This is a genomic window from Marichromatium sp. AB32, from assembly GCF_003718675.1.
In the GTDB taxonomy this organism is placed as follows: Bacteria; Pseudomonadota; Gammaproteobacteria; order Chromatiales; family Chromatiaceae; genus Marichromatium; species Marichromatium gracile.
Map to the genome: position 1 here is coordinate 17,863 of NZ_RHFJ01000018.1, position 23,974 is coordinate 41,836.

A 23,974-nucleotide genomic window follows, 5' to 3' on the forward strand; every position below is an offset into this window, starting at 1 on the left:
CCTTCGCATCACCAGACCGCTTCACCCCGAATCCCCAGTCACGCCGCAACCGGCGTCACGGGGATGATGGCCGAAGCCTACTGCCCTGGCCTCGTCCTTGGCAAACGCAGCGTGCTCAGGCGGGCCGCACGCGCAGCGCCTGCAACCGGGCATGGATGCTCTCGTGCACCGACAGCAGCGCCGGGATCACCAGCAACACCAACAGGGTCGCGAAGGCCAGACCGAAGGCGATCGAGGTCGCCATCGGGATCAGGAACTGGGCCTGAACCGAGGTCTCGAAGAGCAGTGGCATCAGCCCGGCGACCGTGGTCAGACTGGTCAGCAACACCGCGCGCAGACGCTGACAGGCAGCCTCGACCAGGGCGTCCTGGCGCCCCAGCCCCTGGTCGATCAACTGCTGATAGAACTTCACCAGGATGATCGAATCGTTGATCACGATCCCGGAGAGGCCGAACATGCCGAACAGCGACAGGATGGTGACGTCGATGTCGATCAACCAGTGCCCGAACAGCGCCCCGGTCAGACCGAAGGGGATGGCGGCCATCACCACCAGCGGCCAGCCGTAGGAGGCGAACACCCAGGCGAGGATGATATAGATCAGGATCAGCCCGAGCAGCAGGCCCTTGCGCATGTCCCCCAGGGTCTCGCGCTGATCGGCCGAGCGTCCCTCGAACGAGTAGCTGATACCGTGGAGACGCTGCAGCTCGGGCAAGGGCCCGGCAGCGAGCGACTCGAGCACCGCGCCGACCTCGCTGACCTCGGAGTCGACATCGGCCGAGACCTCGACGGCGAGCTTGCCGCCGGCATGACGCAGGATCTCGAAGCCACGGCGCGAATCCCACTCGGCCACCGCGCTCAGCGGCACCGCCGAACCGTCGGGCAGACGCACGTTGAAGCGATAGAGCGCGCCGAGCTGGTCGCGCTCGGCGCGCGGCAACCGCACCCGCACCTCGACCTCGTCGGCGCCGTCCTGGAAGATCTGTACCAGCTGGCCGTCGAAGGCGTTGCGCAGCTGGCGCCCCAGGTCCTCGACGGTCAGCCCCAGCGCCTCGCCCGCCGGCGAGAGCCGATAGATGATCTGCTCGCGCCCATAGGCCATGTCGTCCTCCACCTCACCGACCCCGGGCATGCCCTTGAGCGCCTCGGAGAGCGCCAGCGCGGCCTCCTTGAGGGTCTCGGCCTCGGCACCGTTGAGCCGCACCGTGAGATCACGCCCCGGCGGTCCGGCCCGGCGCGAGGTGATGGTGAAGGACTCCAGCCCCGGCGGCTGCTCGATGCGCGCGCGCCAGGCGCGGATGAACTCGGCGTTGCGCACCGTGCGCGCATCGGTCGGGGTGAGCTCGACGCGCAGCCCGCCGAGCTGATCGGCGGTCGAGCCGGCGCTCTCGGGCTTGCTGCCGTGCAGCGCGATGGCCAGGTTGACCAGCCGCCCCTGATCGAAGCTCGCCTCGGTCTCGCGCAGGGTGTGGTCGAGATGTTCGAGGAAGTCATCGACGCGCGCGCGCGGCGTGCCGGCGACGAAGGTCACATTGGCATTGATGATCTGACTCTCGGGCGTGGGGAAGAAGACGAAGGTCATGCGCCCCCCGGCGAGCAGGCCGACGGCGATCATCAACAGCGCCACCGCCGCGCTGATGGTGGCGAAGCGGTGCTCCACGGCGTGCGTCACCAGCGGGCGGAAGAACTCGTCGCGCAGCCGCTCGAAGCCGCGGTCGAGACGCGCGCGCAACGACCCCGGCTGGGTGCGATGGGCGTGGACGAAGGCCCCGCGCAGGTGCCCGGGCAGCACCAGCATGCTCTCGAGCAGCGAGGAGAGGATCACCGCCACCACCACCAGCGGGATGGCACCGAGGATGTTGCCGATGATCCCGCCAACGAGCATCAGCGGCAGGAAGGCGGCGATGGTGGTCAACGACGAGGCGAGCACCGGGGCGAGCATCCGCCGCACCCCGCCCTCGGCGGCGAGCAGCGGATCCTCGCCCATCTGGTGATGGGCCTGGGCGTCCTCGCCGACGACGATGGCATCGTCGACGATGATGCCGAGCGCCATGATCAGCGCGAACAGGCTCATCATGTTGATGCTGCCGCCGGCGAGATAGAGGATGAACAGGGTCGCCATGAAGGAGACCGGGATGCCCCAGGCGACCCAGAAGGCCACCCGTCCGCTGAGAAACAGGAAGAGGATGGCCACCACCAGGATCAAGCCCCCGGCGCCGTTGCTCACCAACAGCATGATGCGGTCGCGGATCAACTGCCAGGCGGCGTCGTAGACCACCAGCTCGACCCCGGGCGAGAGCGTCGGGCGGGTGTCGGCGAGCCACTGGTCGAGCACCCGCGCCGCCTCCAGCGAATTGCCGAGCTCGGCGCGCTGCAGCACCATCTCCACCGCCGGACGGCCATCGACGGTGAGCAGCAGCTGACCGTCGCGCGGCACCCGCTCGATCTCGGAGACATCGCCGAGATCGATCTGCAGCACCTCCTCGGTCACCACCGGCAGGTCGGCGAACTCCAGCGGATCGCGCCGCTTGTCGAGGCTGCGCAGCTCGCGCGCGGCCTCGGCGCGACCGACCTGACCGGCCGGCAGATCGCGGCTGAAGGCGGCCACCCGATCGCCGATCTGCCCCAGGCTCAGGCCGAGCTGCTCGAGACGCTGGTGGTCGACCGAGATGCTGATCTCCTCCTCCGGCAACCCGCGGATGTCGACCTTGTCGATCCCGCGATCGAGCAGCTCGGACTCGAAGCGGCGCACCAGATGACGCAGCTCCTCGGGGCGATCCGGGCCACTCACCAGCAGCCGCGCCACGGTCTCGTAGCGGGTGGCGAGCGCCACCTCGGGCTTCTCGGCGTCCTGCGGCAGGTTGCGGAAGTTGTCGACCAGCCGCCTGACCTGATCGAGCGCGAGCAGCGGGTCGGTGTCCTCGTCGAACTCCAGGGTGATCGCCGAGATCCCCTGCGAGGAGGTCGAGGTCAGGTCACTGAGTCCGTCGACGCTACGCAGACGCTGCTCGAGCGGGTTGGTGATGCCATCCTCGACGTCCTCGGCACTGGCCCCGGTCCACACCACCCGGACGCTGACGATGTCGAGATCGAAGTTGGGGAAGAACTGGATGTTGAGCCGATCGAGGGCGAAGATGCCGCTGAGGATCATCATCACCATCAGCAGGTTGGCCGCGACCTTGTGGTGTGCAAACAGCCCGATCAGGTCGCTGCGATGTCCCGTTGCCCGACGCGCCCGGCTCACTGATGCGCCTCCACCCGCAGCCCGTCGACGGCGTTGGGCATGTGGGTGACCACCAGCTGGTCACCGGAGACGAGTTCGGGCGCCGCGACCAGCAGCCGTTCCTCGCCATCGGGCGCGAACCAGCTCCCCAGGGTGCGCACCGCGACCGCGCGCATCCGCCCGTCGACGAAGGTATAGACCCGGTTGCCGCCGTAGACCGCGGCGAAGGGCACCGCCACCACCGACTCGCGCAACGGACGCTCCAGGCGCAGCGTGAGCATCTGACCAATACGTAACCACTCGGCCCCTTCGGTGAGGGTGAAGAGCCCGTCGATGCCGCTCGGATCGGCCTCGCCGGCGAGCCGCTCGAGCACCAGCCCGACACGACCGCCATCGACCAGCGCCGAGGCCGGCAAGGAGCCGGCGTTGCGCAGCGCGGCGGCAAGCTCGGCCTGATAGGGCGCGGGGATGCGGGCGCGCACCTCGAGCCCGGCGAGCGGATAGAGCGAGAGCAGCACCTCGTCGGTCTTGACCTGATCGCCCACAGCGACCTCCACCGCGCTGACCACCCCGGCGTAAGGCGCGACCACGCGCGAGCGGGCGAACGCCAGTCGCGCCTCCTCGTACTCGGCACGGGCCTGTTGCAACCGCGCCTCGAGGGCGCGCCGGCGCGCCGGGTAGTCGGCGATGCGCATGCTGCGTTCGCTCACCGCCAGACGCTGACGGGCCAGGTCCTGTTCGGCGATGTCGAGGTCGTTCTGCGAGCCGACCTGACGGCGGGTGAGGCTCTTGGCGCGCGCCACCGCGTCCTCGGAGAGTTCGAGCAGGCGGCGCTCCTGTTCGAGCGCCGCCTGATCGCTCTCCTGACCGTTGCGTTCGCTCTCGAGCTGGGCCTCGAGCTCGGCGACCTGGGCGCCGGTGCGGGCGAGCGCCGGCACCAGATCGCGCGGATCGAGTTCGAGCAGCAGCTGGCCGGGCACCACCCGCTCACCCTCGCGCACCAGCACCCGCGCCACCCGCGCCGAGGCCGAGGCCGCCGCGCGCAGCAGGTCGGGGTTCTCGACCTGGCCGTAGAGTTCGAGCATCGGCGCCAGCGCACGCGGTTCGAGCGGCTCCAGCGCCACCCGCCAGACCCGCTCGCGGGTCTCGGTGACCGGGCGATCGGGGCGGGTTTGCTTGAGATACTGGAAGACACCGAAACCGACGGCGAGGATCAGGACGGGCAGCAACAACTTGAGCAGACGATTCACGGTGTCCCTTGGTCGATTGAGCTGGGGTTGGATGCGCCGTCATCGGCGCCCGGGGCGACGATGACCAGGCCGGCGGGCGGTCTCACCCCCGGGAGGGGCATTGTGCCGAGGCGCAGGCCACCCTGCTACGGCAAATGTGGTGGATGCCATTTGTTTCCACGATTACCGCCACCGCCACCAGATCAGGGCAGCGGTGGGCGGAAACAACGCCAGGACGGCAGCGAGATCAGTCCGCGGCCGAGTCGGCGACCACGGCAACCACCGCGGCGCAGAGCGCCTCGAGCTCCTCGGGCGTGATCACGAAGGGGGGCATCAGATAGATCAGCCGACCGAACGGACGGACCCAGACGCCACGCTCGACGAAGCGACGCTGGATCTCGCGCATCGCCACCGGTTCGGTCATCTCGACCACACCGATCGCGCCCAGCACCCGCACCTCGGCCACCCCGGGCAGCGCGCGCGCCGGCGCCAGACCACGCTCGAGCCCGGCGGCGATGGCCGCCACCCGGCCCTGCCAGTCGTCCTCGAGCAGCAGCCCGAGGCTGGCGTTGGCCACCGCGCAGGCAAGCGGATTGCCCATGAAGGTCGGTCCGTGCATGAAGGCGCCGGGCTCGGCCCCGGAGATGGTATCGGCCACGCGTGTGCTGGCGAGGGTGGCGGCGAGCGTCATGTAGCCGCCGGTCAGTGCCTTGCCGACGGTCATGATGTCCGGGGCGATGCCGGCGTGCTCGCAGGCAAACAGCCGCCCGGTGCGCCCGAAGCCGGTGGCGATCTCGTCGGCGATCAGCAGCACCTCGAAGCGATCGCACAGCGCTCGCACCTGCGCCAGGTAGTCGGCGCTGTAGAAGCGCATGCCGCCGGCGCCCTGGACGATGGGTTCGAGGATCACCGCGGCCAGCTCGTGCTGGTGGCGCTCGATCAGCGTGGCGAACTCGGCGATCGCCGCCGGCGCGCAGGGCTCGCCGTAGCGACACTCGGGCGCCGGGGCGAAGACCTGCTGCGGCAGGGTGGCGCTGAACAGGTGGTGCATCCCGGTGACCGGATCGCACACCGACATGGCGTTGAAGGTATCGCCGTGATAACCGCGACGGATGGTCATCAGGCGATGGCGCTCGGGGCGACCGGCGGCCTGCCAGAACTGCAGCGCCATCTTGATCGCCACCTCCACCGAGACCGAGCCCGAATCGCAGAGGAAGACGTGTTGCAGCGGCTCCGGGGTGATCGCCACCAGCCGCTCGACGAGCTGCGCCGCCGGCTCGTGGGTGAGTCCGCCGAACATCACGTGCGCCATGCGCTCGAGCTGATCGCGCGCGGCTTGGTTGAGCACCGGGTGGTTGTAGCCGTGGATCGCGCACCACCAGGAGGACATGCCGTCGATCAGCTCGCGCCCGTCGCTCAGCTCGATGCGGCAGCCGCGCGCGGCGCGCACCGGATAGACCGGGTCGCGATCGCGGGTGGAGGTATAGGGGTGCCAGGCATGGGCCTGATCGATGGCGAGGATGTCGTTGGCTTGCATGGTTGGTCGATCGCACGGGCCGCCTTGGATGGGATGAAGGACACACCGCCCGCGCGCGGCCCTGCTCGCGGACGGGATGAAGCCATGACATGTCGGCTACATGTCGGCGCGGCTGTCGATCCGACTGGTGGCGACGCCGGAGAGGATCTCCTTGATGATCTCGCGACAGGCCGCCTCGCGGTCGCAGTCGCGACCGCGGCGCGCGGCCTGGAAGAAGCGCGCGAGCTCACGCTGCTGCGACTGGGTGAGCTCCTCGGAGAAGCCACGGCGCACCGCGACGCGCTCGGGGACCTTGTTCGCCGCCTCCTCGTCGGCGGCCTGACGACCATGCGCCCAGTTCATCGCCCGCGCGCTGTAGAGCACGATGCGATCGAGCAGCACGAAGGGGAAGCGCGGGTCGGAGACCGGCCCCATGGTGAAGCGCTGGGTGCCGGGGGCGCGCTCGATATCGAGCTTGGCCAGCGCCTTGCCGCCGACCAGTCCGAGCACGCCGCCGGTGAAGGCGCCGATCAGCGCCCCGGCGCCGAGCGAGTGACCGGCGGCGGCGAGATCGACGGTGGCCCCGGAGGCGGCGCCGGCGGCGACCCCGACCATCGCCAGTTGACGCCGCGACAGCCCCAGTGCCTGACCGACCTCGTCGGAGAACAGATCCTGGTTGAGGATGGAGTCCGGCGGCAGGTTCCAGACATGATGGCGGAAGTTGGCGCGGACATGCTCCTGGGCGTCGAGTTCGAGCTGGCGCAGCCCCTGCTCGAACTCGGCGGCGACCTCGTCGCGGATACGCTCGCGCCCGGTCTTGAACACCAGCTTGCCGTTCTTCACGGTACGGGTCACGCGATAGGAGAGCGCATCCTTGAGCAACTGCAGGATGGTGTTGACCGCCTGGTCGGTGCGCCGCTCCCAGTCGCAGGCGAAGGCGTCGATCGCCTCCTCGACGCGTTCCTCCCAGCGCTGATCGATGCTCTTGAGCGCCTCGAGCAGCTTGATGCGCTCGCTGTAGGTGGCGCGGTGGGCATTGAACTCGCGCACCGAGTTGAACGCCTTGCTCAGCGCGTCCTGCCACTGCGCCATGTGGCGATCCTGGTTGGTGAGGTTGTTGAGGATCGCCATGCGCGGACGGCCGGTGAGACGCAGCAGCTCGATCTCGACCCGGTCCTTCTCCTTGATGCGCTTGGAGCCGTCGACCACCAGGATGATGCCCGCGCCCTCGGCCACCGGCTGCAGCAGGGCGCAGTCGTGGGCGAACAGCGGGTCGCGCTGATGGGTGTCGACGAAGGCGCGCGCCAGATCGCCCACCGACTCGTTGGCCTGGAACCACTCGAGGATGGCGTTGGGGTTCTGGAAGCCCGGGGTGTCGATGAACTCGACCACCGTGCGGCCATCGATGATCACCGGGTAGCTGGTCGACTCGGTGGTGGTGCCGGCGCGCTTGTCGATCGCGATCCGGTCGTTCTCGGTGAGGGTGGCGACCACCGAGGACTTGCCCGCGTTGGGGTGTCCCATGATCGCCAGGCGTGGGATCTTCACCGCCATCAATCTTCTCCATCCTGCGGCTGCGGCGCCAGCATCTCGAGACGCAGATAGGGGTCGGCCATCTGCTCGATCTTGCGCTGCCAGTCGGTGTAATCGAAGGTGCTGAGCGGCGGCAGGCGGTCCTCGTCCTCGGGGTCGCCGACCAGCGCGAGCAGCATCTGTGCCTGGGTGCCGGCGGCGGCGCGCAGCTCGCGCAGGAACACCAGGTTCTCGGTGATCGGCGGCTGCGAGCCGTCCTGGATGATGGCGATGCGCGCCGGCGGCGCCTCCCAGGCCCCGTCGGTCACCAGGGCGAGCGCCTCCTCGGTCATCTGGCTGCCGGCGCCGAAGGGCGCCCGGGCGCCGATCCGCCACCCGGTGTGCTGCGCGAGCAGCGCGGCCAGTCGCGGCTGATCCTCGGGCTCGAGCACGTCGTCGATGTCGACATGGATCAGCAGCAGACAGCCGTCGGGGGCGAAACGCGGCCCAGCGCCTGAGGCCACCGGCACCACAGGTTCGGGTTCGGGTTCGGGCTCGGGCTCGGGCTCGGGCTCGGGCTCGGGCTCGGGCTCAGGTTGGGGTGTCGACTCGGGCTCGGGTTCCGACACGCGTTCCGCTTCTGACGTGGGCTCTGCGGCCGACTCGACGAGCGTCGCGGCCTGCGTCTGCGGGGGCTCGGGCGCTCCTTCGGGCTCGGCGGTCGTCTTCTCCGCCTCCGGCTCGGTCTCGCCCTCGGTCACCTCGACCCCTTGCTCGGATTCCGGCTCGGCGACGGACTCGGGCGCCTTGTCCTCGAGCTCGCGCTCATCCGCCTCGGGCGCCGCGGTCGAGCGCGCCTGATCCACCGACGAGACGGCGTCGGACACGATCGACGATTGCGACGCCGCCGCGACCGACGGCTCGGCGGGCTCGGTCCTCGACGCGGCCTCCGGATCGGGCTCGATGAGACGCTCGGCCCCGGTATCGCCAACCCTCTCCTGCCCCTCTCCCGACTCAGATGCCGCGTGCGGCTCTGGCTCTGGCTCTGGCTCTGGCTCGGGTCGGGGTGTCGGCTCGGGCTCGGGTTCCGGTTCTGACGCAGGCTCCACGAACGGCTCGACCGCCGGCCGCGGGGTCTCGGGCACTCCCTCGGGTTCGGCGGCCGCCGGCGCCGCCTTCGGCTCGGCCTCGGGCTCGGTGACGGGCTCGGACGCCGAGGTCCGGTCCTCGACCGGAGGCTCGGCGACCTGCTCGGACACCGGCGGGGTCGCTCGGGGCCCAGGCGTCCCCGCCGCAGTCTCGGCGGTCGAATCCGCCGCCGCGACCTCGCCCACGGACGGTGACGCGCTCGGGACGGGCGGCGTCACCGGCATGGTCGGGACCGCAGGGACCGCCGGTCGAGCGGCGGTCTCTGGCGCCGACCGAATGGCGGCTGGCGAGGTCGAGGTCTCGTCCACCGGGGTCGATTGCGGCGGCACCGGAGCGCGCCGCTGCACCTGATCGCGCCAGGGCCGGGCGACGTGCAGCGGCACCTTGGCGCGCGGCTCACCCGCATCCTTGGGCTTGCGCTCGCCGGGGGCGACCGGCGCCGGGATGTGCATCTCGGCTCCGCCCTCGCCGCCGACCCCGGTGAAGTCGAGCCGGGGGTTGAGCATTCGCGCATAGAGCGCCTGGGTACGGCCATGGGTAAAGGGCAGCCGCTCCAGCGACAGCCGCAGGACCAGGCGCGAGGCCCAGTAGAGCAGCAGCCGCGGCAGCAGCCCGTAGGAGATCACCGCCAGCACCAGGAACCAGCGCCAGGAGCGCAGGTGCTCGGGGTCGGGCCGGGCCACTGAGGACATCGCCCATTGTTCGAGATAGATCCGCGAGCCCTCGATCTGCTCCAGGGTCGGATAGCCGACGCCCTCGCCGAACAGCCAGCCCCAGGGGGTGGCGATCAGCCGTGCGAGGTCGTGGATGGTCTGCGGGTGTACGGCGAGCGCCGAGCCCCAGCCGAAGGCGATGTCGGTGAACCACTCGAGCATCACCGTGGTGAGGATCACCCCGAGGTTGAAGGCCACCCCGAAGAGCTGGGCCGGGATCAGCAGCGGCAGGTAGGCGATCGGACCGTAGAGCGCATACTGCGCGCGCAGCAGCCCCTGGGTGGACTGGGCGCGCTCGCGCACCTCCTCGGTGCTGTGCGCCAGGCGCTGGTGCTGCAACCAGCCCGCGCCCTTGCTGAGCAGGGGCTGGATGAGACGGGTCAGCAGCGAGAGGTCCTGGCCGATCGCCGCGCCGGTGCGCACCCGGCGCGTCACCCAGGTCGAGACCAGGGCGACGACCAGGGCGAACTGTACGAACACCAGCAGGAACAGGTACCAGGTGACGCTGACCGGCTGCAGCCCGTCGTAGTTGAGCAGCGCCGAGGCCACCGCCACGCCGAGCAGGAAGCCGGCGCCGCCGAGCAACAGGTTGCCCAGTCGCTGCGCCGAGGCGAAGGCCGCGCCGGGCAGCAGCGCGCCCATGCCGGCGGGCTCGCGCGCGCGACGCTCGGCGAGCCAGCGACGCAGGCTGGCGCGACGGTGTTCCTGGGTGTGGGGCTCGGCGCCGTCGAGAGGCGCCTGGATGTGTTCGAGATAGAGCGCGCGATCGCGCTCGGTGAGACGCTGACGGGCGGCGGGCTCGTCGCGCAGCGCGCGCTCGTCGGCGTCGAGATAGTATTCGAGGTCGATCAGGTCCGGGACGTCCCAGCGCGCAGCGGCGTCCGGGGTGTGATCGGCCGGGGATTCGCTTGGGTGATGTCGGAGATCCATGGGCTCAGACTGCCGCTCCGTAGTCCAACCGGCTACTCTACGTCGGTTGCGCGGCGAGATCCATACAGGGGGTGCCCCATGCACCGCCTCGGCGGAGCGTCTCCGATCCCGCCACCGGGAGCGGATCATAACCCGTGCGCGCCATGCCCGTCATATCCTTGACGGGCATGGCGCGCCGATCAGGCGGCCTCGGCCCGGGCCAGCGCGGCGCGGTTGAGCGCCTGGAGCACGGCGCGCAGCGAGGCGGTCACGGTATCGCGATCGGTCGCCACGCCGCTGACCGGGGCGCCGTCGACCTCGAGTTGGACATAGGCCACCGCCTCGGCCTCGGTGCCGCCGTCGAGCGCGTGCTCCTGATAATCCCGCACCCGCAGGCTGCGGTCGAAGCGTCGCGCGCAGGCATCGACGAAGGCGGCGATGGTGCCCTCGCCCTCACCGCACCAGCGCTGCTCGCCCTCGCCGGCGTCGATCCGTGCCTCGACGCGGTCGTGGCCGGGATGATCGAGCTGATAGCCGATCAACCGCGCCGGTCCCTGTTCGCGCAGATAGTGCTCGCGAAACAGCGCGTAGAGGGTGGCGGCGGCGAGCGCCCCGCCGTGGCGCTCGCTCTCGCGCTGCACCACCTGGGCGAACTCGACCTGCAACCAGCGCGGCAGGCGCAAGCCGTAGTCCTGTTCGAGCACGAAGGCCACCCCGCCCTTGCCCGACTGGCTGTTGACGCGGATCACCGCGCGGTAGTCACGGCCCAGATCCTGCGGGTCGATCGGCAGATAGGCGACGTCCCAGGGCGCGTCGGGGCGCTGCCGGGCGAGACACTTGCGGATCGCGTCCTGATGGCTGCCGGAGAAGGCGGTATAGACCAGCTCGCCGAACCAGGGATGACGCGGATGGACCGACAACCCGGTGCACTCGGTGCAGACGGCGACGATCTCGGCCGGGTCGGAGAGATCGAGTTCGGGATCGATGCCCTGGCTGTAGAGGTTCATCGCCAGGGTCAGCAGATCGGCGTTGCCGGTGCGCTCGCCGTTGCCGAACAAGGTGCCCTCGACGCGATCGGCGCCGGCGAGCAGCGCCAACTCGGCGGCGGCCACGCCACCACCGCGGTCGTTGTGCGGGTGCACCGAGAGCACCACCGCCTCGCGTCGCGAGAGCCGGGTGGAGATGTACTCGACCTGATCGGCGAAGACGTTGGGGCTGGCGACCTCGACGGTGGCCGGCAGGTTGATGATGCAGGGGCGATCGACCGTCGGCGCCCACTCGGCGAGCACCGCCTCGCACACCTCCAGGGCGTAGTCGGGCTCGGTGGCGGTGAAGCTCTCCGGCGAGTACTCGAAGGTCCAGCGCGTCTCGGGATGACGTGCCGCGGCCTCGCGCAACAGCCGCGCGCCGTTGCGGGCGATCTCGATCACCCCGGCGCGGTCGCGACCGAAGACGCGCTCGCGCTGTACCGGCGAGGTCGAGTTGTAGACATGGACGATCGCCCGCGGTGCGCCGGCGAGCGCCGCGAAGGTGCGCTCGACCAGCGCCTCGCGCGCCTGCACCAACACCTGGACGGTGACGTCCTCGGGGATCTCGTCGTGTTCGATCAACCAGCGCACGAAGTCGTAATCGGGCTGGCTGGCGGCCGGGAAACCGACCTCGATCTCCTTGAAGCCGAGCTTGACCAGCAATCGCCACAACCGCTGCTTGTGCGCGACATCCATCGGCTCGAGCAGTGCCTGGTTGCCGTCGCGCAGATCGACGCTGGCCCAGCGCGGGGCCTGTTCGACGGTGCGGTTCGGCCACTGGCGGTCGGGCATGGCCATCGCCGGGGACGGCCGGTAGCGGCGATGATCAAAGCGGGTCATGCGCTCTACTCCTTGGCGGGGATGCCCCGCCGCTGACACGCGGCGGGGCGGGACGCGGGCCGTGCGACGACGACCCGCGAATGAATCGGGGCCGGTCTTTCCCGGCAGTCAACCCTGAGGGCCTGTGAAGTGACGACCTCGCGCTGTCGTCGCGCAGAGACATGGCGAGCGTCGTCTCCTGTGCCTGGTCCCGGTAAGGACCCTCGGCCGCTCTCGTCCTGGTTGGGACATCGAGCCTGTTTCGGCGCGCGCCTGGTGGGCGTCTGCCGGTGGTTGGCGGCTGGTTGGCCGACGGTTGTAAGTCTACGCCGGAGGCTCAGGCAGAGGATTGCGAATTCGCGCCGCAAAAGCGCGTTTCGCGCAATAAAATGCCAACTCTGAAAACATCCAGACAACTGAAGACGCAACCGCGGAGCCTTGATGAAACTCGATCGCTATGACCGCCGGATCCTCGCCGAACTACAGGACAACGGACGCATCAGCAACCAGGACCTCGCCGAGCGGGTCGGGCTCTCACCCTCGCCCTGTCTGCGTCGGGTACGCGCGCTCGAGGCCGCGGGCATCATCACCGGCCATCGCACCCTGGTCTCGCCCCAGGCGCTCGGGCTCAACCTGCTGGTGATCATCAGCATCTCGATGGATCGCCACACCCCGGAGCGCTTCGAGCGCTTCGAGCGGGCGGTGGCGGCGATGCCCGAGGTCCTGGAGTGTCTGCTGATCACCGGGCGCGACGCCGATTACCAGCTCAAGGTGATCGTCCCCGACATGGAGGCTTATCAGGCACTGTTGATCGAGCGTATCACCCGTATCGAGGGGGTCTCCGGGGTGCACTCGAGCTTCGTGCTGCGGCGGGTGTTCGAACGTACCCAACTGCCGGTGGATTGAGCGCGCGCAAAATCCCTACATTTTCCACTGTTCGAATGGACGCCAAGGCCGATAACAAGGCATGGTCCGTGCTGCATCAACGGCAAGGCAGCGCGCGCGCCGTCGCGATCACAGCGGCGGCCCCGCGCCGGATCCGGGCTCAGCCGCGCCGAGCGGGCTGACCACCCAGTCAGCATCCACGCAACGAGCAGATATCATGTGTAACGAAACATCGAGCAGAGGCACCCATTCCTGGCCGCTCGAGCCGCTTTCGCGACGCAGCGCCGGCCTGACAGCCCTGTCATTGCATGACGAGAATGTCCGTTTCGCCACAACCCGCGGGGTGAGCGAACACAACCGCACCGCCAACTTCGTCCCCGGCTATCTCGACAGCACCAGCGGCGAGTGGGTGCTGTCGCGGTTCCGTGACGGCTCCCCGGCGCCGGTGCATGTGCTCGACGGCCTGCCGCCGACCTGGGTGGCGCGCCGCGATGCCGCCGGCAACGTGGTACAGACCCGTCCCGGGATCGTCTCGGGGTTCGTTCGCGACGGGCTCTTCTACACCCGCGAGGAGGCCATGCTGGCGCTGTGCTGAGAGCAGCACCCCGAACTCAGCGACGCGCCTCGCGGACGGCCTGCTCGGTGAGGGCGTAGCCGAGCTCGATCAACTCGCTGGCGCGGTGGAACTCGTGCGCGGCACAGGTATCGCGCGGCACATCGATCACCACGTCGGGGCGATAGGCGGCCAGCTGCACCGCGGCGATACTGTTCTGCATGGTCTCGAAGGAGCGGTTCATCAGCTCGAACATCCCCAGCTTGTCCTCGTCCTCGCGGGCGAGATCGAGTCCGATGGCGTCGAGAAACTGGCGAATCCGTTGCTCGTAACCGATCTCGGCAGGGGGCGTGGCCGAGGCCGCGGCATCATTCCGGCGCTCGACCCGGGGGCGTGGCGCCTCGGGGATGGGCTGGGCATTGAGGTTGACCGCGATGGTCAGGTCGGTGAGGTCGCGAAAGGTCGGGGCGATCGGCACCGGATTGAGCAATCCGCCATCGACCAGGGTCTTGCCCAGATAGCAGTGCGGGCGGAACACACCGGGGATCGAGATCGAGGCGCGGATGGCGTCGAACAGCGCGCCGCGCGAGATCCACACCTCGCGCTGGCGGTCGAGGTCGGTGGCCACCGCGGTGAAGACGATCGGCAGATCCTCAATGGCGAAGTCACCGACCATCGCCCGCAGGGTGTCCATGATGCGGTTGCCCTTGATCAGCCCGTCGCCGCTGAAGGCGAAGTCGAGGAAGCGCAGCACGTCGGGACGGCGCAGCGCACACACCCAATGCTTGTAGGCGTCGAGCTCGCCGGCGGCGTGGATGCCTCCGACCAGCGCACCCATCGAGGCGCCGCTGATCGAGGCGATCCGATAACCATGGGCATTCAGCCACTCGATCACGCCGATGTGGACCAGCCCGCGCGCGCCACCGCTGCCGAGCACCAGGGAGACGAGTTGTCCCGACACCGCGGTTACCCCCGGGCGCTCACTGGCGCCGCCGCGCGCGACGCTGACGCAGACGGATCTGGGTCCATGCCGGACCCGAGAGCGCATAGCTGACCGACATCACAAACAGCACCAGCGGCGGGTTGATGTAGACCACCGCGAAGCTGAGCATGATGACCACGGCGAGCAGGAAGGGCACGCGCCCCTGCAGATTGACCTGCTTGAAGCTCTGATAGCGGAAATTGCTCACCATCAACAGGCCGGCCCCGGCGGTGAGCAGCGCGGCGAGCCATGACAGACTCGCCCCATCGACCCCCAGGTCGGTGCCCAGCCACACACCAGTGGCGATGATCGAGGCCGCCGCCGGACTCGCCAGCCCCTGGAAGTAGCGCTTGTCGGCGATCCCGACCTGGGTATTGAAACGCGCCAGCCGCAGCGCGGCGGCGGCGGTATAGACGAAGGCGGCGAGCCAGCCGACCTTGCCCAGCCCGGAGAGCGCCCAGTGATAGGCGACCAGCGCCGGGGCGACGCCGAAGGCGACCATGTCCGAGAGGCTGTCGTACTCGGCGCCGAAATCGGTCTGGGTATGGGTCAGTCGCGCGATGCGCCCGTCGAAACCATCGAGCACCATGGCCGCGAGCACCGCCAGCGCAGCGGCTTCGAAACGCCCATGGGTGGCCGAGAGCACGGCATAGAAGCCCGCGAACAGCGCGGCAGTGGTGAACAGGTTGGGCAGCAGATAGATGCCGCGGGCCCGTTTGCGGGATGCGAGCGTTTCGTCCATAGTCTCCTTTGTCTGGATGCGCAGCAGGACTTGCACTGGCGCGAGTATAGCCGGGAGCCGACCCCGTCCGAAAGCGAGGAGCGGCACGCGCATCCGGGTGCGATCATCCGGGGACAGACACCGAACGCGCTCGAATCCACGCACCGTCGCCAGACGGACGGAGGGGACATGAGCCTGCATCGACCCAAACCGCCGCTGCCCAGTGACGACACCCGCTGGAAGCTGGTCAACGCCACCATGCGCCGCAACGGCTATGCCGATCACGCCCTGATCGAGACCCTGCACAGCGTCCAGGACGCCTTCGGCTTTCTCGACGAGACCGCGCTCAGGTTCGTCGCCGCCTCGCTCGACGTCCCGTTGAGCAAGGTCTTCGGTGTCGCCACCTTCTATCATCTGTTCCGACTCAAGCCCAAGGGACGTCACACCTGTGTGGTGTGCACCGGCACCGCCTGCTATATCAAGGGGGCGGGCGTGCTGGTCGATGCGCTGCGCGCGCACCACCAGGTCGAGCCCGGCGAGACCACCGCCGACGGCGCGCTCTCGGTGCTCACCGCGCGCTGTGTCGGCGCCTGCGGACTGGCCCCGGCGGCGGTGGTCGACGGCGAGGTCGTCGGCAAGCTCGCCCCGGAAGCACTGCTCGAACGGCTCGATCAGCTCGAACACGCGAAGACCGCACCAGCGCCGCCACCACGCGCCCGCGCGCCGGCCTGAGGCGGCGGCCTCAGCACAGGGGGCGGCGGGCACCGTCAGGCGCCACCGACCAGTCAGCCACCGAGATAGCCAACCTCAAGAGGAGAGCGGGACCGGGGCTTGCCAACGAGCCGTGCTATCCCACCCGGCCACAGCCGGGCTCCCCGCGACAGAGCGATGCATCTGGACGACCTCGCCGAACAGGCCGCCACCATCCGCGCCCGCGACGCGGAGACCGAACACGAGATCCGGGTGTGCATGGCCGCGAGCTGTCAGTCCTCGGGCTCCGGCCAGGTGCTCGATGCGCTGCGTGCCGGGGTCGAGCCGCAGACCCAGAGCTGTCGGGTCAAGGGGGTCGGGTGCATGGGGCTGTGCTCGGCCGGTCCGCTGGTCGCGGTGGCCGCACCCGGCGACACGCTGAACGCCTCGCGCCTCTATCGCGACGTCGCCCCCACCGACGCCCCGGCGATCCTCGACAACCTCGGCAACCCTGAGCCCATCGAGCGGCTGCACTGCCCCACCGACCAGCCCTTCTTCACCGCCCAGCATCGCATCGTGCTCGAACACTCGGGCCGGATCGACCCCGACAGCCTCGACGACGCCATCGCCGTCGGCGGCTACAGCGCCCTGGTGCGCGCGCTCACCGAGCTGACCCCGGCCGAGGTGCTCCGCGAGGTCACCAGCAGCGGCCTGCGCGGTCGCGGCGGCGGCGGCTACCCGACCGGACTGAAGTGGTCGACGGTGGCGAAGATGCCGGGCGGGCAGAAATATGTCGTGTGCAACGCCGACGAGGGCGACCCCGGCGCCTTCATGGATCGCGCGGTGCTCGAGTCAGACCCCCATCGGGTGATCGAGGGCATGGCCATCGCCGGCTATGCCGTCGGCGCGAGCAAGGGCTATGTCTATGTCCGCGCCGAGTACCCGCTGGCCGTCGAGCGGCTCACCAACGCCATCCGCAAGGCCAAGCGCGCCGGCTTCCTCGGCAGCCAGATCGCCGACACCCAGTTCGGCTTCGAGATCGAGCTCCGTCTCGGCGCCGGCGCCTTCGTCTGCGGCGAGGAGACCGCGCTGATGGCCTCGATCCAGGGGCTGCGCGGCCAGCCACGGCCACGCCCGCCCTACCCCGCCGAGGCCGGGCTGTGGGGCTGTCCGACGCTGATCAACAACGTCGAGACCTTCGCCAACATCGCCCCCATCGTGCGCGAGGGCGGCGACTGGTTCGCCGCCCTCGGCACCGAGGGCTCCAAGGGCACCAAGGTCTTCGCGCTCGCCGGCACCATCGTCAACACCGGGCTGATCGAGGTGCCCATGGGCACCCGCCTGGCGCACATCATCGAGGTCATCGGCGGCGGCATCCCCGGCGGCGGTCGGGTCAAGGCGGTACAGACCGGCGGCCCCTCGGGCGGCTGCATCCCCCGCGCCCATCTCGACACCCCGGTCGACTACGACAGCCTCAAGGGCCTGGGCACCATCATGGGGTCGGGGGGGATGATCGTGATGGACGAGCGCTCGAGCATGGTCGATGTCGCGCGCTACTTCATGGAGTTCTGCATGACCGAGTCGTGCGGCAAGTGCGTGCCCTGTCGCACCGGCACCCAGCAGATGCACGCCCTGCTCGAACGCATCGCCGCCGCCGAGGCCGGGCGCGCCGAGCTGGCGCTGCTCGAGGAGCTGTGCGAGGTGGTGCAGGCCACCAGCCTGTGCGGGCTCGGTCAGACCGCGCCCAATCCGGTGCTGAGCACGCTACGCTATTTCCGCGACGAGTACGAGTCGCGACTCGTCGACTGAAGGCACGGGAGGGAGCATGCCAGGTCCAGCCAGCCAGCCCAAGGTCCGTGTCGTCACCTTCAGGGTCGACGACCAGGACCTCTCCGCCCGCGAGGACGAGACCCTGATCGAGGTCTGTCGCGAGCACCGCATCCCGATCCCCAGCCTCTGCTACCTCGAGGGGCTCTCGGCCTGGGGCGGGTGCCGCTTGTGCATGGTCGAGATCGTCGGCCAACCACGCCTGGCCGCCGCCTGCTCGACGCGGGTGGTCGAGGGCATGGAGGTGCACACCGACACCGAGCGGCTGCGCCGCTACCGCCGCACCCTGGTCGAGCTGCTGTTCGCCGAGCGCGCCCATGTCTGCTCGGTGTGCGTCTCCAACGGTCACTGCGAGCTGCAGACTCTGGCGCAACGCTGCGGGGTCGACCACATGCGCATGCCCAGACGCGCCGTCTCCTACCCGGTCGACAGCTCGCACGAGATGTTCCGGGTCGATCACGACCGCTGCATCCTCTGCACCCGCTGCGTGCGGGTGTGCGACGAGATCGAGGGCGCCCACACCTGGGACGTGATGGGTCGGGGCAGCGACTGTCGGGTGATCACCGACATGGCTCAGCCCTGGGCCGAGAGCGAGACCTGTACCAGCTGCGGCAAGTGCGTCCAGGTCTGTCCCACCGGAGCGCTGGTCAAGCAGGGCACCTCGGTCGGCGAGATGGTCAAGGACCAGCACTTCCTGCCGATCCTCGCGCGCCGGAGGCATCCACGATGAGCGCCACCCCCAAACTCAAGGTCGCCACCGCCTGGCTCGACGGCTGCTCGGGCTGTCACATGTCGCTGCTCGACATGGACCAGCGGCTGATCGAGCTCAGCGAGCGCATCGATATCGTCTACAGCCCGCTGGTCGATGCCAAGGTGCTGCCCGAACGGGTCGACGTCGGCATCCTCGAGGGCTCGATCAGCAACGCCGACGACCTCGCGCTCGCCCGCCGCTTCCGTGCGCACTGCCGGGTGCTGGTGAGCCTCGGCGACTGCGCGGTCAACGGCAACGTGCCGGCGATGCGCAACCACTTCCCGCTCGAGCAGGTGCTCGCCCGCGCCTATCGCGAGAACGTCACCCTGCAGCCACAGCTGCCCGAGCGCGGGGTGCCGGCGCTGCGCCAGCGCGTGGTGCCGATCCACGGCGAGGTCGCCGTCGACGTCTTCGTCCCCGGCTGCCCCCCGAGTGCCGAGGCGATCTGGCAGGTGCTCGTCGCCCTGCTCGAGGGGCGCGACCCCGACCCCAGCGCCTTCACCCGCTTCGGCGCCTGACCAACCCCAGGAGACCACCGGCCATGTCCGACCCCGAGACCGAACAAGGCGTGATCGTCGCCCTGCTCGAGCGACTGCGCACCCAGCGCCTGCCGCGCGCGCTCGACATCAAGGCCAAGGTCGAGCGTGGCGAGGCGCTCGACACCTTCGACCTGAGCTTTCTCGAGGAGGTCTTCGCCGACGCCCGGTCGCTGCAGCCACGCTGGCGCGATCACCCCGAGCTCGGCGGCATCATTGCCTCGATGATCCATCTCTACCACGAGATCACCACCCGGGCGCTCGCCAACGAGCAGGGGCGCGAGACGGGCACCTGAGCCGGCACGCCACGAGCAAGAGGACACCATGAGCCGCACCATCACCATCGAGCCGGTCACCCGCATCGAGGGACACGCCCGGATCAGCCTCCAGCTCGACGACCAGGGCGAGGTCGCCGACGCCCGCTTCCATCTCACCCAGTTCCGCGGCTTCGAGAAGTTCTGCGAGGGTCGGCCCTATCGCGAGATGCCGGCGCTCACCGCGCGCACCTGCGGGATCTGCCCGGTCAGTCACCTGCTCGCCTCCAACAAGGCCTGCGATCATCTGCTCTCGGTGAGCATCCCGCCGGCGGCCGAGCGGCTGCGCCGGGTGATGAACCTTGCCCAGCTGGCGCAATCGCACGCGCTCTCCTTCTTCCATCTCTCCTCGCCCGACCTGCTGCTCGGCTGGGACGCCGACCCGGCCAGCCGCAACATCTTCGGGGTGATGCGCCAGCACCCCGAACTCGCGCGCGACGGCATCCGGCTGCGCCAGATCGGTCAGCAGATCATCGAGACCCTGGGCGGCAAGAAGATCCACCCGACCTGGGTGGTGCCCGGCGGGGTGAGCGAGCCGCTCGGCGCCGAGCAACGCGACGCCATCCTCGGCCTGCTCCCCGAGGGGCTGGAGATTGCCAAGCGCACCTACGACCTCTACAAGGGGCTGCTGCCGCGTTTTCGCGACGAGGCGGCGCGCTTTGGCAACTTCCCCACCCTGTTTCTCAGCCTGGTCAGCCCCGAGGGACGGCTCGAGCACTACGACGGGCTGTTGCGGGTGAAGGACGCCGAGGGTCGGATCCTCGAGGATCAGGTGCCGCCGCACGAATACCCCCGGCTGATCGGCGAGGCGGTCGAGGACTTCAGCTACATGAAGTTCCCCTACTACAAGCCGCACGGCTATCCGCAGGGGATCTATCGCGTCGGCCCGCTGGCGCGGCTCAACAACGCCGACGCCTGCGGCACCCCCTATGCCGACGTCGCCCTCGCCGAGTTCCGCATGCTGCAGGAGTCCGGACCGGTGAGCAGCAGCTTCCACTATCACTACGCGCGGCTGGTCGAGATCATCTATGCCCTGGAGATGATGGAGCGACTGCTCAGACACCCCGAGATCCTCGACACCCGGGTGCGTGCCCGCGCGCGCAGCAATCGCGACGAAGGGATCGGTGTCGCCGAGGCCCCGCGCGGCACCCTGATGCACCACTACCGTATCGATGAGACGGGGCTGATCACCTGGGTCGATCTGGTGATCGCCACCGGTCACAACAACCTGGCGATGAACCAGAGCATCCGTCAGGTCGCCGCAGCCTATGTCGACGGCAACAGCTTGAACGAGGGCATGCTCAACCGGGTCGAGGCGGTGATCCGCTGCTACGATCCCTGTCTGTCCTGCGCCTCGCACGCCGTCGGTCAGATGCCACTGGTCATCGAGCTGCGCGATCAGCGCGAGCGGCTGCTCGACCGCCTGGAGCGCACATGCCAGTCCTGATCCTCGGCTACGGCAGCCCGATCCACGGCGACGACGCCTTCGGCCCGCTGCTCGCCGAACAACTCGGGGCGGAGACGAGCGACCCGCGCCTGCGGATCCATGCCCGTCATATCCTCACCGCCGACCTGATCCCGGAGCTGCTCGACTGCGACCGGGTGATCTTCCTCGACGCCGCGCTCGATACCGCGCCCGGCGAGATCCGTTGTCAACGTCTCGACCCGAGCCGCACCGGCGGATCGAGCATGGCCCACTTCCTCGATCCGCGCGAACTGCTCGCCTGGTGCGAGGCCCTCTATGACCACCGCCCGAGGGCCTGGCTGCTCTCGGTCGGCGCCGCCTCGCTCGACTACGCCAGCTACCGGCTCTCGCCCGAGGTCGCGCGGATGATCCCGGCGGTGCGGGTCCACATCGAGCGCCTGCTCGAACAGACGCCGACCGAGACCGGGAGCGAGGCATGAGCCAATGAAAAACGGGGATGCGCGAACGCATCCCCGTTGATCTGGTTCACCGACGGCCGTCAGAGACCGCTCGGCGACACCGGATCGGTGGCCGTTACCAGCCCAGACCGATCGAGAACACCACCGCGTGCACCGCAAGCGCGATGACCAGCACGGAGAACAGGATCGGCATCAGCCAGGTGGCAGGATTGACGACGAGCCAGATCTTCCAATCGTCATCGGGGTTTTTCGGCTTTGCGATATCGCTCATGACAACTCTCTCTTTGAGTGATGGTCAGGGACGCCGGTGGGCGTGAGATCAGAACCAGGGATTGGCCGCGATGACGAACAGATGGGCGAGCGCAGCAAGCCCGACGAACGCGGTGTAGGTCACCTTGAACTGCTCGTGGAATTCCTTCGCCTGCTGATCGGTCAGTCCGGAAAGACTCATTGGGGTCATCCTCCAAGATGGGTCATGGGTTACCGCGACCGGGGCCGCGGCGGGTGTGCCGCGACGACGAACGGCTCGCCGTCACGACGGAGACGGATCAAGCGGTCTCGGGCATGGCCGGAGCGGCCTCTTCAGCCGGTGCGGCCTCCTCGGCAGGGGCAGCGTCCTCGACCGGCGCGGCCTCTTCGGCGGCAGGCGCAGCCTCTTCGACTGCGGCCGGCTCCTCGACGATGATCACCTCCTCGACGACCACGACCTCTTCGGGCGCGGCAGCCGCCTCGGGCGCCGCCCAACCCTGATCCGGGAGCGAGAAGGCATAAACGTGGACCGCGAGCGCGACGACCAGCACCGCGGCAAGGATCGGAATCAGCCAGGTTGAGGGATTGACGACCAACCAGATCCGGTAATCCTGTTCCATCGGCTTGTAGTCGAATACCTGCATGATTCTCCTCCTCGGCGGATTGCGAATTGAGAGTTCGGTGATCGAGAACCGAATGGCCTGGCAATCAGCCAGACCTTGAAATTCCTCAGAACCCCTTGGGGATCCCAGGTGTCATATTAGCTTGACGCCTTGTGATGTCAATAAAATTGGACAGATGTTTTTAATGGACAGACAAGCCGCTGAATCGGCTTTCATTTCAATTCGCAAGACATTTCATGGTTCGATAATTGCTAGTTTCCCGAGACGACCATGACACCCGGAAATCGACGCACCCCACTCCCCGGGGAGGCTGAAGCCACAGACGTCAGGAAGGTCCCGGAACCATCTCTCACGTCCCGAACCTGGCGCGGCACGCACGCCGCGCCAGACATCGGGATCACGCGCCGAGCAGCCCGCGATAGAGGTCGAGATAACGCGCCGCCGGGCGCCGCCAACCGTGATCGGCACGCATCCCGTTGTCCCGGAGACGATCGAAGTGATCCGGGTGATGGCGCCACAGCCAAGCGGCGCGACCCAGGACGGCATGCACCGCCTCGGTCGTCTGCGCCTCGAACAGATAACCGTTGCGCTCACCCACCGGGCGATCGCTGTGGTTGGCGTCGACCACGGTATCGGCCAGACCGCCGACCCGACGCACCAGGGGGACGGTGCCGTAGCGCATCGCGATCAGCTGGGTCAGCCCGCAGGGCTCATAGCGGCTCGGCACCAGGATCATGTCGGCACCGGCATAGATGAGATGGGCCAGCCCCTCGTCGAAGGCGAGTTCGAGATGGGCATCTGGACAGTCGGCCAGCGCCTCGCGCTTGGCGGCGAAGCGCGCGGCCACCGCCGCATCCGGTGCGGCGCCGAGCAGCACCACCTGACAGCCGAGCGCGAGCGCGCTGTCGATCCCGCCGAGGATCAGCTCGACACCCTTCTGCGCGTCGAGCCGACTGACCACGGCGAGGATCGGCGCGGCGCGCGCGCGCAACCCCAGACGCCGGCGTAACGCCTCGCCGTTGCGGGCCTTGAGCGACAGGCTGTCGGGGCCATAGTGGACGGGGATCAGCGGATCGGTCCGCGGATCCCAGAGCGCGTCGTCGATGCCGTTGAGGATGCCGCCGAACTTGTCGACATGGGCCTGCAGCACCCCCTGCAGCCCCATGCCCTGCCCGGTGTGCAGGACCTCCCAGGCATAGCGCGGCGAGACGGTATTGACGAAGTCGGCACAGTGGATGGCGCCACGCAACAGATTGGCCCGCCCCAGCGCGGCGGGATCGTCGAGCGGCCCCGGACCGAGCAGCGTCCCGACATCGACCCCGAGACGGGCCAACACCGCCGGCTCGATCAGCCCCTGATGGGCGAGGTTGTGCAGGGTGAGACAGACCCGGACCGGGGGCTCGCCGGCATCCGTCACGGCCCATTGCAGCGCCGGTAGCAGCGCACTCTGCCAGTCGTGACAATGGATGATGTCGGGCCGCCATTCGGGGCGGCGCAGCAGCGCATCGGCCGCGCGCGCGAACAGCGCGAAGCGCAGCCCGTCGTCGGGCTCACCGTAGACGTGCGGGCGGCGGAACCAGTCACCCGCCGGATCGATCAGGACACAGTCGAGTCCCTCGGCGCGCAGACGCCAGCAGGTGCACTCGAGCGCGGCGCCGTCGAGCGGGATCGATACTGCGACGTCGAGCGGCTCGAGCCGCGAGACGAAAGGCTCCGGCAGCAGCCCGCGATAATAGGGCAGCAGCACCTGGACCTCGACACCGGTCGCGGCCAGGGCGCGCGCCAGCCCCTGGATGAAGTCACCGAGCCCACCGACCTTGGCAAAGGGCGCACACTCGGCGCCGACCATGACCACGCGCATCGC

Annotated in this window: 21 protein-coding genes; 9 read left to right on the plus strand and 12 right to left on the minus strand. The window is 69.0% G+C overall.

Annotation, left to right across the window (positions count from 1 at the left end; all coding sequences use genetic code 11):
- Positions 1-115: 115 nt before the first annotated feature.
- From EBL85_RS07595 to leuA, 6 genes are all read right to left on the minus strand, one after another.
- The gene (locus tag EBL85_RS07595) at positions 116-3,241 is read right to left on the minus strand and encodes an efflux RND transporter permease subunit (RefSeq protein WP_123142571.1); all 3,126 of its coding nucleotides are present in this window, start codon (positions 3,239-3,241) and stop codon (positions 116-118) included.
- Positions 3,238-4,470 carry an HlyD family secretion protein gene (locus tag EBL85_RS07600; RefSeq protein ID WP_123140361.1) on the minus strand — a complete coding sequence of 411 codons (1,233 nt, stop codon included), beginning with the start codon at positions 4,468-4,470 and terminating at the stop codon, positions 3,238-3,240. The genes EBL85_RS07595 and EBL85_RS07600 overlap by 4 nt, the downstream gene beginning before the upstream one ends.
- A 226-nt stretch (positions 4,471-4,696) precedes the next feature.
- Complete coding sequence (gene bioA / locus EBL85_RS07605) at positions 4,697-5,986, minus strand: adenosylmethionine--8-amino-7-oxononanoate transaminase (protein ID WP_123142572.1); 1,290 nt, start codon at positions 5,984-5,986, stop codon at positions 4,697-4,699.
- Between the two features lie 96 nt (positions 5,987-6,082).
- A complete protein-coding gene (locus tag EBL85_RS07610) occupies positions 6,083-7,519 on the minus strand; it encodes a GTPase/DUF3482 domain-containing protein (protein WP_123142573.1) in 1,437 nt (478 codons plus the stop codon).
- Entirely contained in the window at positions 7,519-10,269 is a 2,751-nt protein-coding gene (locus EBL85_RS07615) for a DUF2868 domain-containing protein (protein WP_123142574.1), read from the minus strand. Before EBL85_RS07615 ends, EBL85_RS07610 begins: the two co-directional genes overlap by 1 nt.
- A gap of 179 nt (positions 10,270-10,448) precedes the next feature.
- Positions 10,449-12,116, minus strand: coding sequence for a 2-isopropylmalate synthase (gene leuA / locus EBL85_RS07620; RefSeq protein WP_123142575.1), 1,668 nt, complete (start codon positions 12,114-12,116; stop codon positions 10,449-10,451).
- A 420-nt stretch (positions 12,117-12,536) separates the two neighbouring features.
- On the opposite strand from leuA, the gene EBL85_RS07625 reads away from it, so the two are divergent.
- Positions 12,537-13,001 carry an Lrp/AsnC family transcriptional regulator gene (locus EBL85_RS07625; RefSeq protein ID WP_123140366.1) on the plus strand — a complete coding sequence of 155 codons (465 nt, stop codon included), beginning with the start codon at positions 12,537-12,539 and terminating at the stop codon, positions 12,999-13,001.
- Between the two features lie 322 nt (positions 13,002-13,323).
- The gene (locus tag EBL85_RS07630) at positions 13,324-13,575 is read left to right on the plus strand and encodes a hypothetical protein (RefSeq protein ID WP_223806093.1); all 252 of its coding nucleotides are present in this window, start codon (positions 13,324-13,326) and stop codon (positions 13,573-13,575) included.
- A 16-nt stretch (positions 13,576-13,591) separates the two neighbouring features.
- Here the strand turns inward: EBL85_RS07630 and EBL85_RS07635 are convergent, their stop codons facing one another.
- Both EBL85_RS07635 and pssA read right to left on the minus strand, forming a co-directional pair.
- On the minus strand, positions 13,592-14,494 hold the full coding sequence (locus EBL85_RS07635; RefSeq protein ID WP_123142576.1) for a patatin-like phospholipase family protein: 903 nt from the start codon (positions 14,492-14,494) through the stop codon (positions 13,592-13,594).
- Between the two features lie 19 nt (positions 14,495-14,513).
- Positions 14,514-15,257, minus strand: a complete 744-nt coding sequence (gene pssA, locus EBL85_RS07640; RefSeq protein ID WP_123140368.1) for a CDP-diacylglycerol--serine O-phosphatidyltransferase — start codon at positions 15,255-15,257, stop codon at positions 14,514-14,516.
- Between the two features lie 168 nt (positions 15,258-15,425).
- Here pssA and hoxE point away from each other — a divergent pair, with 168 nt between their 5' ends.
- The 7 genes from hoxE to EBL85_RS07675 all read left to right on the plus strand — a co-directional run bounded on the left by hoxE (position 15,426) and on the right by EBL85_RS07675 (position 21,259).
- The gene (gene hoxE / locus EBL85_RS07645; protein WP_123140369.1) at positions 15,426-15,968 is read left to right on the plus strand and encodes a bidirectional hydrogenase complex protein HoxE; all 543 of its coding nucleotides are present in this window, start codon (positions 15,426-15,428) and stop codon (positions 15,966-15,968) included.
- Between the two features lie 156 nt (positions 15,969-16,124).
- Complete coding sequence (locus tag EBL85_RS07650; protein ID WP_123142577.1) at positions 16,125-17,735, plus strand: NADH-ubiquinone oxidoreductase-F iron-sulfur binding region domain-containing protein; 1,611 nt, start codon at positions 16,125-16,127, stop codon at positions 17,733-17,735.
- 16 nt (positions 17,736-17,751) lie between these two features.
- Positions 17,752-18,483, plus strand: a complete 732-nt coding sequence (gene hoxU, locus EBL85_RS07655) for a bidirectional hydrogenase complex protein HoxU (RefSeq protein WP_123140371.1) — start codon at positions 17,752-17,754, stop codon at positions 18,481-18,483.
- Entirely contained in the window at positions 18,480-19,022 is a 543-nt protein-coding gene (locus EBL85_RS07660; protein WP_123142578.1) for an NADP oxidoreductase, read from the plus strand. Before hoxU ends, EBL85_RS07660 begins: the two co-directional genes overlap by 4 nt.
- Before the next feature lie 23 nt (positions 19,023-19,045).
- Positions 19,046-19,336 carry a hypothetical protein gene (locus EBL85_RS07665; RefSeq protein ID WP_123140373.1) on the plus strand — a complete coding sequence of 97 codons (291 nt, stop codon included), beginning with the start codon at positions 19,046-19,048 and terminating at the stop codon, positions 19,334-19,336.
- A gap of 28 nt (positions 19,337-19,364) precedes the next feature.
- The gene (locus EBL85_RS07670) at positions 19,365-20,801 is read left to right on the plus strand and encodes a Ni/Fe hydrogenase subunit alpha (RefSeq protein WP_123142579.1); all 1,437 of its coding nucleotides are present in this window, start codon (positions 19,365-19,367) and stop codon (positions 20,799-20,801) included.
- On the plus strand, positions 20,789-21,259 hold the full coding sequence (locus tag EBL85_RS07675; protein ID WP_123142580.1) for a hydrogenase maturation protease: 471 nt from the start codon (positions 20,789-20,791) through the stop codon (positions 21,257-21,259). The genes EBL85_RS07670 and EBL85_RS07675 overlap by 13 nt, the downstream gene beginning before the upstream one ends.
- 94 nt (positions 21,260-21,353) lie before the next feature.
- Here EBL85_RS07675 and pufA (EBL85_RS07680) read toward each other — a convergent pair whose 3' ends face one another.
- From pufA (EBL85_RS07680) to EBL85_RS07695, 4 genes are all read right to left on the minus strand, one after another.
- Positions 21,354-21,509 carry a light-harvesting antenna LH1, alpha subunit gene (pufA, locus tag EBL85_RS07680; RefSeq protein WP_123140376.1) on the minus strand — a complete coding sequence of 52 codons (156 nt, stop codon included), beginning with the start codon at positions 21,507-21,509 and terminating at the stop codon, positions 21,354-21,356.
- Between the two features lie 48 nt (positions 21,510-21,557).
- Positions 21,558-21,698: a light-harvesting antenna LH1, beta subunit gene (pufB, locus tag EBL85_RS07685; RefSeq protein WP_062277812.1), complete on the minus strand. Its 141-nt coding sequence runs from the start codon at positions 21,696-21,698 to the stop codon at positions 21,558-21,560.
- Between the two features lie 88 nt (positions 21,699-21,786).
- A complete protein-coding gene (pufA, locus tag EBL85_RS07690; RefSeq protein WP_123142581.1) occupies positions 21,787-22,131 on the minus strand; it encodes a light-harvesting antenna LH1, alpha subunit in 345 nt (114 codons plus the stop codon).
- A 376-nt stretch (positions 22,132-22,507) separates the two neighbouring features.
- Complete coding sequence (locus EBL85_RS07695; RefSeq protein WP_123142582.1) at positions 22,508-23,971, minus strand: glycogen synthase; 1,464 nt, start codon at positions 23,969-23,971, stop codon at positions 22,508-22,510.
- Positions 23,972-23,974: the final 3 nt, after the last annotated feature.

What these genes read in the sequence shown, in the direction of transcription:
- bioA (WP_123142572.1), bottom strand. Translation starts at nt 5,986, where the DNA reads ATGCAAGCCAACGACATCCTCGCCATCGATCAGGCCCATGCCTGGCAC.
- EBL85_RS07610 (WP_123142573.1), bottom strand. Translation starts at nt 7,519, where the DNA reads ATGGCGGTGAAGATCCCACGCCTGGCGATCATGGGACACCCCAACGCG.
- EBL85_RS07615 (WP_123142574.1), bottom strand. Translation starts at nt 10,269, where the DNA reads ATGGATCTCCGACATCACCCAAGCGAATCCCCGGCCGATCACACCCCG.
- leuA (WP_123142575.1), bottom strand. Translation starts at nt 12,116, where the DNA reads ATGACCCGCTTTGATCATCGCCGCTACCGGCCGTCCCCGGCGATGGCC.
- EBL85_RS07625 (WP_123140366.1), top strand. Translation starts at nt 12,537, where the DNA reads ATGAAACTCGATCGCTATGACCGCCGGATCCTCGCCGAACTACAGGAC.
- pssA (WP_123140368.1), bottom strand. Translation starts at nt 15,257, where the DNA reads ATGGACGAAACGCTCGCATCCCGCAAACGGGCCCGCGGCATCTATCTG.
- hoxE (WP_123140369.1), top strand. Translation starts at nt 15,426, where the DNA reads ATGAGCCTGCATCGACCCAAACCGCCGCTGCCCAGTGACGACACCCGC.
- EBL85_RS07650 (WP_123142577.1), top strand. Translation starts at nt 16,125, where the DNA reads ATGCATCTGGACGACCTCGCCGAACAGGCCGCCACCATCCGCGCCCGC.
- hoxU (WP_123140371.1), top strand. Translation starts at nt 17,752, where the DNA reads ATGCCAGGTCCAGCCAGCCAGCCCAAGGTCCGTGTCGTCACCTTCAGG.
- EBL85_RS07660 (WP_123142578.1), top strand. Translation starts at nt 18,480, where the DNA reads ATGAGCGCCACCCCCAAACTCAAGGTCGCCACCGCCTGGCTCGACGGC.
- EBL85_RS07665 (WP_123140373.1), top strand. Translation starts at nt 19,046, where the DNA reads ATGTCCGACCCCGAGACCGAACAAGGCGTGATCGTCGCCCTGCTCGAG.
- EBL85_RS07670 (WP_123142579.1), top strand. Translation starts at nt 19,365, where the DNA reads ATGAGCCGCACCATCACCATCGAGCCGGTCACCCGCATCGAGGGACAC.
- EBL85_RS07675 (WP_123142580.1), top strand. Translation starts at nt 20,789, where the DNA reads ATGCCAGTCCTGATCCTCGGCTACGGCAGCCCGATCCACGGCGACGAC.
- pufA (WP_123140376.1), bottom strand. Translation starts at nt 21,509, where the DNA reads ATGAGCGATATCGCAAAGCCGAAAAACCCCGATGACGATTGGAAGATC.
- pufB (WP_062277812.1), bottom strand. Translation starts at nt 21,698, where the DNA reads ATGACCCCAATGAGTCTTTCCGGACTGACCGATCAGCAGGCGAAGGAA.
- pufA (WP_123142581.1), bottom strand. Translation starts at nt 22,131, where the DNA reads ATGCAGGTATTCGACTACAAGCCGATGGAACAGGATTACCGGATCTGG.
- EBL85_RS07695 (WP_123142582.1), bottom strand. Translation starts at nt 23,971, where the DNA reads ATGCGCGTGGTCATGGTCGGCGCCGAGTGTGCGCCCTTTGCCAAGGTC.